We start from the raw sequence: 13,455 nt of genomic DNA on the forward strand, positions 1-13,455 counted from the left end.
GTGCACCTGGTGGGCATCGGCGGCGCCGGCATGAGCGGCATCGCCCGCATCCTGCTCGCCAGGGGCGCCCAGGTGTCCGGCTCCGACGCCAAGGAGTCCCGCACGGTGCTCGCCCTGCGCGCGCAGGGCGCGGTCGTCGCGGTCGGCCACGACGCGAGCAACGTCCACCAGCTCGGCGAGGCCCCGACCGCGGTGGTGGTCTCCACCGCGATCCGACAGGACAACCCGGAGCTGGTCGCCGCGCGTGAGCGGGGCGCGACCGTGTTGCGCCGAGCCGAGGCGCTGGCCGCGCTGATGGCCGGGCACCGGGTGGCGTGCGTCGCGGGCACGCACGGCAAGACGTCCACCACCTCGATGCTCACCGTCGCGTTGCAGCGGTGCCGGCTCGACCCGTCGTTCGCCATCGGCGGCGACCTCAACGAGTCCGGGGCCAACGCCCACCACGGCGAGGGCGGCGTGTTCGTCGCCGAGGCCGACGAGAGCGACGGCTCCTTCCTGGTCTTCTCGCCGTCCGTGGCCGTGGTGACCAACGTCGAGGCCGACCACCTCGACCACCACGGCACCGTCGAGGCCTACACGGCGGTCTTCGAGCGGTTCCTGGAGCGCGTCGAGCCCAGCGGCGTCCTGGTGGTCTGCGCCGACGACCCGGGCGCGGCCGCGCTCGCCGACCGGGCCGAGGCCGCCGGCCTGCGGGTGCGCCGGTACGGCCGCCACGCGACCGGGCCGGGCTCCGCCCGCGTGCTGGACTACCGCGCCGACGGCTCCAGCGAGCTGGGAGAGCCGGCCGGGCCGACGGGCGCCGGCGGCGTGGTCGTGGTCGACCTCGACGGCGAGCGCCTGGAGGTCAGGGTCGCGGTGCCGGGCGAGCACATGGCGATGAACGCGCTCGCCGCCCTGCTGGCCGGGCTGGAGCTGGGCGCGGAGCGGGACTGCCTGCTCGCCGGGTTGGCCGCCTTCGGCGGGGTGCGCCGCCGGTTCGAGTTCAAGGGCGTGGCCGGGGGCGTGCGGGTCTACGACGACTACGCCCACCACCCGACCGAGGTGGAGGCCCAGCTCCGCGCGGCCCGCCCGGTGGCGGGCGAGGGGCGGCTGCTGGTCGCCTTCCAGCCGCACCTGTACTCCAGGACCAGGACCTTCGCCGCCGAGTTCGGCGCGGCGCTCGGCCTGGCCGACGAGGTGGTCGTGCTCGACGTGTACGGCGCGCGCGAGGAGCCGGAGCCCGGGGTGACCGGGCAGCTCGTGGCCGACGCCGTGCCGCTGCCCGAGGGCCGGGTGCGCTTCGAGCCCTCGTTCCAGCGGGTCCCCGCGCTGCTGTCGGCGCTGGCCCGCCCCGGCGACCTGGTGATCACGATGGGCGCGGGCGACGTGACCATGCTCGGCCCCGAGCTGCTGGCGGAGCTGGACCGTCGACATTCCCCTGGGGGCCCGACGGCGGACGCCGGCGAGGCGGCCGGTCGGGAGGGTGACGGCGGCTCGCCGGGGGAGGCCCTCCGGTGAGCGCGGCGCCGCGGGGCCGGGGGCGGGGCACGCGCCCGGGCGCCCGCCGGACCCGCGGCGGCGGGCGCGGGACCACCGGCGGCGGCCGGGCCGCCCCGCGTCGGCAGGCCGGCCGGGGCCGAGGGACCGGGCGGACCAGGGTGTCGCGGGGGCTCCTGGTGGCCGTGGGCGCGCTCGCGGTGTTGAGCGCGCTCGCCGTGGTCTACTTCTCGCCGCTGCTGGGCGTGCGGGAGGTCCAGGTCGCGGGGGTCAGCGTGCTCAGCCCGGACGACGTGCGGAGCCGCGCCGCGATCGCCGAGGGCACGCCGCTGGCGCGGCTGGACGCCGAGGGCGTCTCCGCGAGGGTGCGCGAGCTGCCGAGGGTGGCCTCGGTGGAGGTGCGGCGCTCCTGGCCGCACACCGTCGTGCTCCAGGTGGTCGAGCGCACCCCGGTGGCGGTGGTGAAGGAGCCGGACGGCCCGAAGCTGGTGGACGGCACCGGGCTGGCCTACGCCGCCGCGCCGGAGGGCGCGGCGGGGCTGCCCGAGCTCGTGGTCCAGCGCGCCGCGCCGGACGACCCGGCGACGGCGGCCGGGGTCCGCGTCCTGGTGAGCGTCCCGGAGAAGGTCCGGCAGGAGGTCCTGACCGTCACCGCCAGGTCGCCGAGCGACGTCCGGCTGACCCTGTCGGCTGGCAGGGAGGTGCGGTGGGGCGGGGGCGCCGACTCCGAGCGGAAGGCCGCCGTGCTCGCCGCGCTGCTCACCCGCCCTGGCACGGTCTACGACGTCTCCGCGCCGGAGCTGCCCACCGTCGCCTGAGGCGGGGCGGCGTCGCCGGGGGCGGCCCGCTCAGTCGCCGATGATCGACCGCAGGGCCGCCACGTGGTGGTGGTAGGCGTTGCGGCCCTGGGTGGTCAGGCGCAGCCACACCCGCTGCCGGGTGTTCCGCACGGCGCGGCGCTGCTCCACGTAGCTGGCCTCGGACAGGACGGCCACCTGCTTGCTGAGCACGGAGTCGCTGACGCCGAGGGTGTCGCGGACGACGGAGAACTCCATCTCGTCCACCGCGTCGAGCAGGGCGCAGATCCGCAGCCGGTGGGGCGCGTGCACGATCGGGTCAAATCCTTTCGGGCTCGGGTTCACCGGCCGCTCCCTGGTGTCGCCGGACCGGAGGCGTCGGCTCCCCGCCCCGGACGCCCTGGAGGGCGTCGGGGCGCTGGTCGCGTCGTGCCGGGGACGTGGTCGCGCTCACCGGGGCCGCCTCACGTCGCGCTCCGCACGGCCGACTCCCACCGGCGCTCGATCCACGTCGCGCACGCCATCGTCCAACCGGCCAGGAGGGCTCCGCTGGCCAGCCAGGACCACGGGGCGTCGAAGACGTGGTCCCCGACGGCTCCCACGGCCATGAGCGGCAGGCAACCCGCCACGAGCACGACGATCGGCAGCCGCATCCGGCGCAGGCGCCAGCTATTCAGCTTCACCCCGACCTGTCGCTGGTAGGTGAGCGCGAGCGCGGCCGTGGCGAGACCGGGGACGACCGCCAACGCGATCCTCGGTGTCGGCGGGAGGAGCTGGATGAGGGCGGCCGAGGAGATGAGGGTGGCCACCGCGGCCCAGTACCAGCGGGGTGTCGCCGTCGCCCTCGCCGTGGCGACCCGCACCTCGTCGATCTCGGCGAGGGTGGCCCTCGCCTCCTCGACCGTCGGCGCGGACGCGTGTCTTTCCATGTCGGAAAGACAACCCCGTGACTTTCCATCCTGTCAAGACGTGTCTTTCCGGTCCGGAAAATCAGGGGTCCGCCAGGCCGCGGGCGCCAATTCCGTTCGCGCCGCCCCGGCCGGGCGGGGCAGAGTCACCGGCCATGACGATGATCACCCGGACCGACCCGCCCACGACCGGCGACGAGCGCGCCGTCCTTGGCGGGTTCCTCGACTTCCTGCGGGCGACGATCCACACCAAGTGCGCCGGCCTGTCCGACGCGCTGGCCCACCGGTCGGTGCTGCCCTCCCCGCTGACCACCGCGGCGGGCCTGGTCATGCACCTCCGCTGGGTGGAGCACTACTGGTTCGAGCACGTGCTGGCCGGCCTGCCCCACCGGGCGCCGTGGACCGAGGAGGACCTCGACGCGGACTGGCGACCCGCCCCGGAAACGACCTTGGAGTCCCTCCTGACCGACTACGCTGCGCAGTACGCAGTCAGTCGCGAGATCGCCGCGGGGCTGGCCCTCGATCATGAGGTGGCCTTCCGCGGCGGTACCGTGTCCGTGCGCTGGGTGCTCGTGCACATGGTCGAGGAGACCGCACGGCACGCGGGGCACCTCGACGTGGTGCGTGAGCTGCTCGACGGGGTGACCGGGGAGTGAGCGATCGCGCACAGTGTCGAAGACCTGGGCCGACACGCGGCGTGGTTGCTGGACCGCGGACCACGCGGTGCTTACGGTCCGGACCGACAGCTAGGGAGTCGACATCACTCTGAGCCTCTCGCCGAGGTCGAGGGTTCGGTCCGGGGTGGGACGCGCGCCGGACCGACTCCGGCCGACCAGCGCAGCACCAGAGCAGGAGCCACGATCAGGAAGGCGGACCCGATGACGCCCCCGCACAACTACCTCGCGGTGATAAAGGTCGTCGGTATCGGTGGTGGCGGCGTCAACGCCGTGAACCGCATGATCGAGGTCGGGCTCAAGGGCGTCGAGTTCATCGCGGTGAACACCGACGCCCAGGCGCTGCTGATGTCCGACGCGGACGTCAAGCTGGACATCGGCCGCGAGCTGACCCGAGGGCTGGGCGCCGGCGCCAACCCCGAGGTCGGGCGCAAGGCCGCCGAGGACCACAAGGAGGAGATCGAGGAGGTCCTCAAGGGCGCCGACATGGTGTTCGTGACCGCCGGCGAGGGCGGCGGCACGGGCACGGGCGGCGCTCCCGTGGTCGCCTCGGTCGCCCGCAAGCTCGGCGCGCTCACCATCGGCGTGGTCACCCGCCCGTTCTCCTTCGAGGGGCGGCGCAGGGCCAACCAGGCCGAGGAGGGCATCAAGGCGCTGCGCAACGAGTGCGACACCCTGATCGTCATCCCCAACGACCGCCTGCTCCAGCTCGGCGACATCGGCGTGAGCCTGATGGACGCCTTCCGCTCCGCGGACGAGGTGCTGCTGTCCGGTGTGCAGGGCATCACCGACCTGATCACCACCCCCGGTCTGATCAACCTGGACTTCGCCGACGTCAAGAGCGTCATGTCCGGCGCGGGCAGCGCGCTCATGGGCATCGGCTCGGCCAGGGGCGAGGGACGCGCGGTGCAGGCGGCCCAGAAGGCGATCAACTCGCCGCTGCTGGAGGCCTCGATGGAGGGCGCGCACGGCGTGCTGCTGTCCATCGCCGGCGGCTCCGACCTCGGCCTGTTCGAGATCAACGAGGCCGCCTCGCTGGTGCAGGAGGCCGCGCACCCCGAGGCCAACATCATCTTCGGCACCGTGATCGACGACTCGCTCGGCGACGAGGTCAGGGTGACCGTGATCGCCGCCGGGTTCGACGGCGGCACCCCCACCCACAAGAAGCTCGACCCGGCCCCGGTCGGCCGACCCGCCGCCCCGGCCGGCCCGCCGCAGGGCGGCCCACCGGGCCACCAGGATGTCGGCCAGCAGCCGGCGCCGGGGGTGCCCTCGGGCGCGCCGGCCGCCGGCGCGCCGAACGCGCTGGGGCACGGCGGCATGGGCCACGGCCCGATGGGGCAGAACCCCACCCCGCCGGTGGGACCGTCCAACCCGACCCCGCCCGTCCACCACACCACCACCGGTGTGAGCGGCACGGTCGGCGGCCTGCCGCCGCGGCCGTCGCCCACGCCGCGCTCGGGTGTGGTCGGCAACGGGCTGGCGCCGCAGCCGACGCCGGTCGAGGACGACCCCGACGACGACGTGGACGTTCCGCCCTTCATGCGGCGCTAGTCGGCGTCGGTTTCCGTCGGACTTCCGTCGACCCACGGCAGGTTCACGCGAGGACGGGTTCCGAGCCGGTCAGAGACCACCACCGCGGGCAGCGGGCCGGGTGCCAGAGGCGTCCGGTCCGCTGCCCGTCGCGTGTGTGATCGGCGACGCTGGGGCCGGGAGGCGTGGCTCGGTAGGGTCACGGACGACAGCAACACGACCGGGTCGGGAGATCCTGTGCGGATTCGTCGCGTGGTGACCACGCGGGAGGGCGGCGCCTCGCGGCCGCCGTACGACACGTTCAACCTGGGCGACCACGTGGGCGACGACCCCGGGGCGGTGGCGGCGAACCGTCGCCGGCTCGCCGAGGGGATCGGGCTGCCCCCGTCCCGGCTGGTCTGGATGGAGCAGGTGCACGGCCGCACGGTGACCGTGGTGGACGGCCCGCTGGACCGGCCGGCCGAGGCCACCGACGCCCTGGTCACCGCCGAGCCCGGCCTCGCCCTGGTCGCGTTGGTCGCCGACTGCGTCCCGGTGCTGCTGGGCGACCCGGAGGCCGGCGTCGTGGCCGCCGTGCACGCCGGACGGGTCGGCGCGCGGGTCGGGGTCGTCCCGGCCGCGCTGGAGGCGATGCGCGGGCTCGGCGCCCGCACCGAGCGCGTCGAGGTCCTGCTCGGGCCCGCCGTGTGCGGCGCCTGCTACGAGGTGCCGGCCGCCATGCAGGCCGACGTGGAGAAGCACCTGCCCGGCAGCGCCTGCCGCACCCGCTCCGGTTCCCCGGGGCTGGACCTGCGGGCCGGGCTGTGGCGACAGCTCGCGGACGCGGGCGTGGCGCGGATCGGGCTCGACCCCCGGTGCACCGTGGAGGAGCGGGTCCTGTTCAGCCACCGCAGGGAGGGCACGACCGGGCGACTCGCGGCGGTCACCTGGTTCGAGCCCGAGGAGGTCGCCGCCGAGGAGGAGGGACGGGCGTGAGCGCGCAGTCGGAGGGGCGGGACGACGACAGGACGGCCGAGATCGCCGGGGCGCTGGCCCGGGTGCGGGAGCGGATCGCGGCGGCCTGCGCCGCCGCCGGCAGGGACCCGGCCGAGGTGCGCCTGCTGGCGGTGACCAAGACCTTCCCCGCCGAGGACGTCGCTCGTCTGGCGGACCTGGGCCAGACCGAGTTCGGGGAGAACCGGGAGCAGGAGGCCGGCCCGAAGGCGGGCGAGCTGGCCGCGCTGCGGCCGGCCGTGCCCGTGCGCTGGCACATGGTGGGCCGCCTGCAACGCAACAAGGCCAGGGCCGTCGTCCGGTGGGCCGGGATGGTGCAGTCCGTGGACAGCCCCCGGCTGGCCGAGGCGCTGGCCCGCGCGGTGGCCGCCGCCAGGGAGGCCGGCGAGCGCGGCGGACCGCTGGACGTGCTGGTGCAGGCGAGCATCGACGGCGACCCCGCGCGTGGTGGCTGTCCGCTACCGGAGCTGCCCGCGCTCGCCGACAAGATCGCGCAATCGGGTGAATTGATGTTGCGGGGCGTGATGGCCGTGGCGCCCCTCGGGATGGCGCCGGAGGCGGCCTTCTCCGCCCTCCGCACCGCCGCTGACCGGCTCAGGAACGATCACCCCACGGCCGTCGAGCTGTCGGCCGGCATGAGCGGTGATCTCGAACAGGCGATAGCCCACGGGTCGACCTGGGTGCGTGTCGGAACAGCGCTGCTGGGCGGTCGGGGGCTAGCCTCGCCCTGAGCGGTACGAGGGAAGTCGGTGACGTGGCGGTGGAGCGGGGTGGCGGCTGTCGCACGCCGACGCAGGGGAGTCGCGGAGGAAGGGCATGAGCGCGCTGCAGAGGCTGAAGGCCTACTTCGGGATGGTCCCCGCGGACGAGGTCGACGCCTACGCCGACGAACGTGACCGGTACCGGGGCGACTACCGGGGGGACTACGTCGCCGAGCCGGAGGACTACGACCCCTACACGGACCGGGTGGGCGGGCACCGCCGGGGCTTCCGACGCGGGGCCTACCGGCCGGAGCCCGTCGACGACCCGGCCTACGAGCCCGAGCGCGGCGCGGGACGGCGGGGCTGGGCGGAGGCCCCCGGCCCGATGGCGGACCCGCCGGTGCGCGGCGCGCTCGCCATGGACCCGGCCCGCGAGCCGGTTCCCCCGGCGCGCCCGGTGGAGCAGACCGGCCCGTTCAGCCGGATCACGACGCTGCACCCGCGCAGCCACAGCGAGGCCAGGACGATCGGGGAGCACTACCGGGAGGGCATCCCGGTGATCATGAACCTGACCGACATGGACGCCGCCGACGCCAAGCGGCTGGTGGACTTCGCGGCCGGACTGGTGTTCGCGCTGCGCGGGTCGATGGACAAGATCACCAATCGGGTGTTCCTCCTCTCACCCCCGAACGTGGACGTGACCGCCGAGGACAAGCGTCGCCTCGCCGAGGGTGCCTTCTTCCACCGGAGCTGAGGGATGGCAGAGTTGAGGAGTGGAACCGGTCCGGCTGGTCCTTTACTACCTGCTCTTCTTCTTCTGGCTGCTGCTCACGGCGCGCGTCGTCGTGGAGCTCGTCCGGGCGTTCGCTCGCCAGTGGCGTCCGTCCGGAGGGGTTGCGGTCACGTTGGAGACCATCTACACAGTGACCGACCCGCCGGTCCTGCTGGCACGTCGGGTGATTCCGACGGTCCGGATCGGCGGGGTCGGTCTGGACTTGTCCATTATGGTGCTGCTGCTGGTCGTGTTCATACTGATGCGACTGGTGAGTCCTGGGTGACGGGGAGCCCGGGTGCCCGCAGCCGAGGAGTGCGTGAGGTGATCTTTCGATGCCGTTGACCCCCGCTGACGTCCATAACGTCGCGTTCAGCAAGCCTCCCATCGGTAAGCGGGGCTACAACGAGGACGAGGTCGACGCCTTCCTCGACCTCGTCGAGAGCGAGCTCGCCACGCTGATCGAGGAGAACAACGACCTGCGTCAGAAGATCGAGCAGCTCGAGACGCAGCTCGACGGCGCACGGGCCGAGCTGGACGACGCGCGGGCCAAGGCCGCCGCGGCTCCTGTCGGCGCGCGCGCGGTCGACGAGCCCCGTCGCCTGGCCCCGGTGCCCCCGCCCTCGGCGGTCGAGCAGACCTCGCCGGGTGGCAGCGACCACCACGTGCAGGCCGCCAAGGTCCTGGGCCTGGCCCAGGAGATGGCCGACCGGCTGACCGGCGAGGCCAAGGCCGAGGCCGACAGCATGGTGTCCGAGGCCCGCGCCAAGGCCGAGCAGCTCCTGTCGGAGGCGCGCACCAAGGCCGACGCCATGGTCAACGACGCGCGCAGCCGCGCCGAGACCATGCTCAACGAGGCCAGGAGCAGGGCCGAGACCCTGGAGCGGCAGGCCAGGGAGAAGGCGACCGCGCTGGAGCGCGACGCGCAGCGCAAGCACGCCGAGGTCATGGGCACCATCACCCAGGAGAAGAACGTCCTGGAGCGCAAGATCGACGAGCTGCGCACGCTGGAGCGGGAGTACCGCACCCGGTTGAAGACGTTCCTCGAGTCCACCCTCCAGGAGCTCCAGGACCGCGGCTCCGCCGCGCCGACGGACAGCCGGACCAGCGGCAGCCAGACCAGCGGGTACTCGTTCGGCACCCGCGCGGCTGAGGCCGGCTGAGGCCGGCCCGGCCGGCCGCGACGGACGACGGGAAGCACGACGGCGTGATCTTCGGCGTCCTGGTGCTGGTGCTGGCGGCCTTCGGGCTGCTGGTGGTGGCGCTGGCCACCGGGCAGGCCGCCCTCGCGTGGGGTTCGGTGGCGGCGAGCCTGGCCGCCGGCGCGCTGCTCCTGGTGGAGTGGGCGCTGCGCCGGCGCCGGGTCGCTGCCCGCCGCGCGGCGAGGGCGGCGGCCCCCAGGAACACGGCGAGTGGATCGGAGCGGCCGGCTGCCGACGGGGAAGTGGCAGCGGGCGACCCCGAACCGGGCGTCGCGCCCGGTTCGGGGACCACCGGTCCACTCGCCGACCCTGTGCGGGACTCGGCTGACCTGTCCGGCCGAGCCGCGACGGTCGACGCCGTCGGCGTGGCGGCCGGGGCCGTCCCGATCCCGGTGGAGCAGGGCCCCGCGCCCGCCGGTTCCGCGCCCGAGGTCGGCGAATCACCCGATTCGGGTGCGAAGGGCTCGGACCAGGAGGCGGCCGCCCTCGATCGGGAGGGCGGGGGCGCCCACGACGCGCCGGGCACGGCCCGCGGAGGCGCGGCCGCCGACCCGGACCCGGAGCCCGCCGAGGAGGACACCGACGCGGCCGACGCCCTCGCCGTGGCCGACCTGGCCGACGAGGTGCTGGTCGTGGACGAGCGCCCCCGGTACCACCTGGCGGACTGCGGGTGGCTGGGCGCGCGACCGACGATCCCGCTGCCCGTCAGGGAGGCGCGGGAACTGGGCTTCACCCCGTGCGCGCTCTGCACGCCGGACGCCGTGCTGACCCGCCGGCGCCGGGCTGTCGACGCTCGATCCGAGCACACCGTCCACTGAGCACTGAGCACACCGGGGGACGCCTCGCCGTCGCCGCGCGGGGCGTCCGTCCGGGGGCGGTGGCGTGGGCTTGGTCCGTGACGGTGAAGCGATTTGCCCGCACCGGTTACTCTGGACGTACAAGGCGTTGATCCGGCCATCACCGGGGAGCCTCCGGAAGAACAGGCACGTCCCGCGACGAGCGGTGGCGCGCCCCAGTAGAACCGGACGGGACCGGCCCGTCACAGCCGGCAACGAGAGGTCGTCACGGCCCACCCACTACTGGGGTGCGCCGCGGCGGCAAACGGGGTGGTACCGCGGGACGCCCGAACGGGCGTGTCGTCCCCGTGTGGGCACCGGTGGCAGTGATCCGGTGCTCGTGCGAGCGACGCAAGAGACCGCGAGGAGCACCACCCGATGGCCTACCCCAAGGTCCCGCTGTCCGGCTCCGCCCAGGGCGTGCCGGCCCAGCCCTCCTTCCCGCAGCTCGAGGAGGACGTGCTCGGCTACTGGGCGGCCGACCGCACGTTCCAGGCCAGCGTCGAGGCCAGGGCGGCCGGGACGCGCGGCGAGAACGAGTTCGTCTTCTACGACGGCCCGCCGTTCGCCAACGGCCTCCCCCACTACGGCCACCTGCTGACCGGCTACGTCAAGGACGTGGTGCCGCGGTTCCAGACCATGCGCGGCCGTCGCGTCGAACGCCGATTCGGCTGGGACTGCCACGGCCTGCCCGCCGAGGTCGAGGCGGAGAAGCAGCTCGGCATCACGCACAAGTCCGAGATCGAGGCCATGGGCGTCGAGCGCTTCAACGCCGCGTGCCGCGAGTCGGTGCTGCGCTACACGCGCGAGTGGCGGGACTACGTGACCCGGCAGGCCCGGTGGGTCGACTTCGACAACGACTACAAGACGCTGGACACGGACTACACCGAGAGCGTCATGTGGGCGTTCAAGACCCTGTGGGACAAGGGTCTGATCTACCAGGGGCACCGCACGCTCGCGTACTGCTGGCGGTGCGAGACGCCGCTGTCCAACACCGAGACCCGGATGGATGACGTCTACCGGGACCGGCAGGACCCGGCGCTGACCGTCGGCTTCCGGCTGGAGTCTGGCGAGCTGGCGCTGGCGTGGACGACGACCCCGTGGACCCTGCCGTCGAACCTGGCGCTGGCGGTCGGCCCGGACGTCGACTACGTCGTGGTGGAGACCGACAAGGCGCCGGGGGAGCGGTACCTGCTGGCCGAGGCCCGGCTGGGGGCCTACGCGCGGGAGCTCGGCGAGCAGCCCGTGGTCGTGGCCAGGCACCGGGGTTCCGAGCTGGTCGGCCGGCGGTACACCCCGCTGTTCGACTACCTCGCCGACACCGCGACCTTCGGCACCGAGCAGGCGTTCCAGGTGCTGCCCGGCGACTTCGTGTCCACTGAGGACGGCACGGGCGTCGTGCACATGGCGCCGGCCTTCGGCGAGGACGACAACCTGCTGTGCACCGCCTACGGGATCCCGGTCGTCGAGACCGTGGACTCCCGGGGCGAGTTCAACCAGCTCGTGCCCGAGTACGCGGGCACGCACGTGTTCGAGGCGAACAAGCCGATCATCGCGGAGCTGAAGCGGCGGGGCGTCGTGCTGCGGCACGAGACCTACGACCACAGCTATCCGCACTGCTGGCGCTGCGACAACCCGCTGATCTACAAGGCGGTCTCGTCCTGGTTCGTCGCGGTGACCAAGTTCAAGCACCGCATGGTCGAGCTGAACCAGCGGATCAACTGGGTTCCCGAGCACATCAGGGACGGCCAGTTCGGCAAGTGGCTGGAGAACGCCCGCGACTGGTCGATCTCGCGGAACCGGTACTGGGGCTCGCCGATCCCGGTGTGGGTCTCCGACGACCCGAACTACCCGAGGACGGACGTCTACGGCTCGCTGGACGAGCTGGAGCGCGACTTCGGTGTGCGGCCCGCGGACCTGCACCGGCCGTTCATCGACGAGCTGGTGCGCCCGAACCCGGACGACCCGACCGGCCGGTCGATGATGCGCCGCGTGCCGGAGGTGCTCGACTGCTGGTTCGAGTCGGGCTCGATGCCGTTCGCCCAGGTCCACTACCCGTTCGAGAACCGGGAGTGGTTCGAGCACCACTTCCCCGGCGACTTCATCGTCGAGTACAACGGCCAGACGCGGGGCTGGTTCTACACCCTGCACGTGCTGGCGACCGCGTTGTTCGACCGGCCCGCGTTCCGCAACTGCGTGGCGCACGGGATCGTGCTCGGCGACGACGGGCAGAAGATGTCCAAGTCCCGGCGCAACTACCCGGACGTCAACGAGGTGTTCGCCAGGGACGGCTCGGACGCCATGCGCTGGTTCCTGATGTCCTCGCCGATCCTGCGGGGCGGTGACCTGGTCGTCACCGAGCGGGGCATCCGGGACGCGGTGCGCCAGGCCGTGCTGCCGTTGTGGAACTCGTGGTACTTCCTCGCGCTCTACGCCAACGCCGAGGGCGTGGAGGGCACGTGGCGGACGGACTCCCGGCACGTGCTGGACCGCTACGCGCTGGCCAAGACGCACGACCTGGTGCGGGACGTCACGGCCGCGTTGGCGGCCTACGACCTGTCCGGCGCGTGCGCGGCGGTCCGGGACTTCCTGGAGGTCCTGACCAACTGGTACGTCCGGCGGTCCCGCGACCGGTTCTGGGCGGGGGAGCGCGACGCCGTCGACACCCTGCACACGGTGTTGGAGGTCGTCTCCCGGGTGGCCGCGCCGCTGCTGCCGCTGACCACCGAGGTCGTGTGGCGGGGCCTGACCGGGGGCCGGTCGGTGCACCTGGCCGACTGGCCGTCGGCGGACGAGCTGCCCGCCGACGACGCCCTGGTGCGCGCGATGGACGAGGTGCGACAGGTCTGCTCGTCGGCGTTGTCGCTGCGCAAGGCGAACAAGCTGCGGGTGCGGCTGCCGCTGGCCCGGCTGGTCGTGGCCACCCCGGACGCCGCCGCGCTGGAGCCGTTCGTCGAGCTGGTGCGGGACGAGGTGAACGTCAGGGAGGTCGTGTTGACCCCGGACGTGGCCGCGCACGGCCACTTCGAGCTGACGGTCAACGCCAGGGCGTGCGGCCCGCGGCTGGGCGCGGACACGCAGAAGGTCATCCGGGCGGTGAAGTCCGGCGAGTGGAGCCGGACCGAGGCCGGCGCGGTGGTGGCCGCCGGGATCGAGCTGCTGCCGGGCGAGTACGAGGAGCGGCTGGTCTCGACCGACCCGGGCGCGGCCGCGGCGCTGCCGGGCGGTGGCGGCCTGGTGGTGCTGGACACCGAGGTCACGCCGGAGCTGGCGGCCGAGGGCGTGGCCAGGGATGTGGTGCGGGCGGTGCAGCAGGCCCGGCGGGCGGCCGACCTGCACGTCTCCGACCGGATCGCGGTGACCCTGGAGCTGCCGGAGGACGTGGCCGAGGCGGTGCGGGCGCACCAGGAGTTCCTGGCCGCCGAGACGCTGGCCGACTCGGTCGCCTACGGCCCGGCCGGGGACGGCGCGTTCGACGGCACGGTCGGCGAGGGCGCCCCGGTGCGGGTGGCGGTCGCCAAGGTGTGAGGTGATCCTCGGCTGGGTGAACCGGGCAGGTTCAC

The 13,455-nt window shown here is 73.8% G+C and carries 13 protein-coding genes; 11 read left to right on the plus strand and 2 right to left on the minus strand.

The genetic code is table 11. The features are described from left to right. Positions 1–30: 30 nt before the first annotated feature. Both murC and LX15_RS03230 read left to right on the plus strand, forming a co-directional pair. A complete protein-coding gene (gene murC, locus LX15_RS03225; RefSeq protein WP_372502216.1) occupies positions 31–1,497 on the plus strand; it encodes a UDP-N-acetylmuramate--L-alanine ligase in 1,467 nt (488 codons plus the stop codon). Then, a complete protein-coding gene (locus LX15_RS03230) occupies positions 1,494–2,294 on the plus strand; it encodes a cell division protein FtsQ/DivIB (protein WP_253667926.1) in 801 nt (266 codons plus the stop codon). Before murC ends, LX15_RS03230 begins: the two co-directional genes overlap by 4 nt. Before the next feature lie 30 nt (positions 2,295–2,324). Here the strand turns inward: LX15_RS03230 and LX15_RS03235 are convergent, their stop codons facing one another. Continuing rightward, positions 2,325–2,585 carry a transcriptional regulator gene (locus tag LX15_RS03235; protein ID WP_253667927.1) on the minus strand — a complete coding sequence of 87 codons (261 nt, stop codon included), beginning with the start codon at positions 2,583–2,585 and terminating at the stop codon, positions 2,325–2,327. A 152-nt stretch (positions 2,586–2,737) separates the two neighbouring features. Next, positions 2,738–3,202: a hypothetical protein gene (locus LX15_RS03240; RefSeq protein WP_253667928.1), complete on the minus strand. Its 465-nt coding sequence runs from the start codon at positions 3,200–3,202 to the stop codon at positions 2,738–2,740. 134 nt (positions 3,203–3,336) lie between these two features. Between LX15_RS03240 and LX15_RS03245 the strand changes: the two genes are divergently transcribed. The 9 genes from LX15_RS03245 (at position 3,337) to ileS (ending at position 13,420) form a co-directional block, all read left to right on the plus strand. Continuing rightward, complete coding sequence (locus tag LX15_RS03245; RefSeq protein ID WP_253667929.1) at positions 3,337–3,837, plus strand: DinB family protein; 501 nt, start codon at positions 3,337–3,339, stop codon at positions 3,835–3,837. A gap of 222 nt (positions 3,838–4,059) precedes the next feature. Next, the gene (ftsZ, locus tag LX15_RS03250) at positions 4,060–5,409 is read left to right on the plus strand and encodes a cell division protein FtsZ (RefSeq protein WP_253667930.1); all 1,350 of its coding nucleotides are present in this window, start codon (positions 4,060–4,062) and stop codon (positions 5,407–5,409) included. 216 nt (positions 5,410–5,625) lie between these two features. Beyond that, entirely contained in the window at positions 5,626–6,363 is a 738-nt protein-coding gene (pgeF, locus tag LX15_RS03255; protein ID WP_253667931.1) for a peptidoglycan editing factor PgeF, read from the plus strand. Beyond that, a complete protein-coding gene (locus LX15_RS03260) occupies positions 6,360–7,112 on the plus strand; it encodes a YggS family pyridoxal phosphate-dependent enzyme (RefSeq protein ID WP_253667932.1) in 753 nt (250 codons plus the stop codon). The genes pgeF and LX15_RS03260 overlap by 4 nt, the downstream gene beginning before the upstream one ends. Positions 7,113–7,197: 85 nt before the next feature. Beyond that, positions 7,198–7,836 (plus strand): cell division protein SepF, encoded by a 639-nt coding sequence (locus tag LX15_RS03265; protein ID WP_253667933.1) that lies wholly within the window; start codon positions 7,198–7,200, stop codon positions 7,834–7,836. Positions 7,837–7,855: 19 nt separating this feature from the next. Beyond that, the gene (locus LX15_RS03270) at positions 7,856–8,140 is read left to right on the plus strand and encodes a YggT family protein (protein ID WP_073481516.1); all 285 of its coding nucleotides are present in this window, start codon (positions 7,856–7,858) and stop codon (positions 8,138–8,140) included. 49 nt (positions 8,141–8,189) lie between these two features. Beyond that, positions 8,190–9,017: a DivIVA-like cell division protein Wag31 gene (wag31, locus tag LX15_RS03275; RefSeq protein WP_253667934.1), complete on the plus strand. Its 828-nt coding sequence runs from the start codon at positions 8,190–8,192 to the stop codon at positions 9,015–9,017. A 44-nt stretch (positions 9,018–9,061) separates the two neighbouring features. Next, positions 9,062–9,874, plus strand: a complete 813-nt coding sequence (locus tag LX15_RS03280; RefSeq protein WP_253667935.1) for a hypothetical protein — start codon at positions 9,062–9,064, stop codon at positions 9,872–9,874. Positions 9,875–10,270: 396 nt separating this feature from the next. Continuing rightward, positions 10,271–13,420 carry an isoleucine--tRNA ligase gene (gene ileS / locus LX15_RS03285; RefSeq protein ID WP_253667936.1) on the plus strand — a complete coding sequence of 1,050 codons (3,150 nt, stop codon included), beginning with the start codon at positions 10,271–10,273 and terminating at the stop codon, positions 13,418–13,420. Positions 13,421–13,455 lie beyond the last annotated feature (35 nt).

The organism is Streptoalloteichus tenebrarius, from assembly GCF_024171885.1.
GTDB lineage: Bacteria > Actinomycetota > Actinomycetes > Mycobacteriales > Pseudonocardiaceae > Streptoalloteichus > Streptoalloteichus tenebrarius.

Excerpts from the sequence above, each read along its gene's own strand:
- ileS (WP_253667936.1), top strand. The coding sequence starts at position 10,271 with ATGGCCTACCCCAAGGTCCCGCTGTCCGGCTCCGCCCAGGGCGTGCCG.
- LX15_RS03265 (WP_253667933.1), top strand. The coding sequence starts at position 7,198 with ATGAGCGCGCTGCAGAGGCTGAAGGCCTACTTCGGGATGGTCCCCGCG.
- ftsZ (WP_253667930.1), top strand. The coding sequence starts at position 4,060 with ATGACGCCCCCGCACAACTACCTCGCGGTGATAAAGGTCGTCGGTATC.
- LX15_RS03245 (WP_253667929.1), top strand. The coding sequence starts at position 3,337 with ATGACGATGATCACCCGGACCGACCCGCCCACGACCGGCGACGAGCGC.
- LX15_RS03240 (WP_253667928.1), bottom strand. The coding sequence starts at position 3,202 with ATGGAAAGACACGCGTCCGCGCCGACGGTCGAGGAGGCGAGGGCCACC.
- wag31 (WP_253667934.1), top strand. The coding sequence starts at position 8,190 with ATGCCGTTGACCCCCGCTGACGTCCATAACGTCGCGTTCAGCAAGCCT.
- murC (WP_372502216.1), top strand. The coding sequence starts at position 31 with ATGAGCGGCATCGCCCGCATCCTGCTCGCCAGGGGCGCCCAGGTGTCC.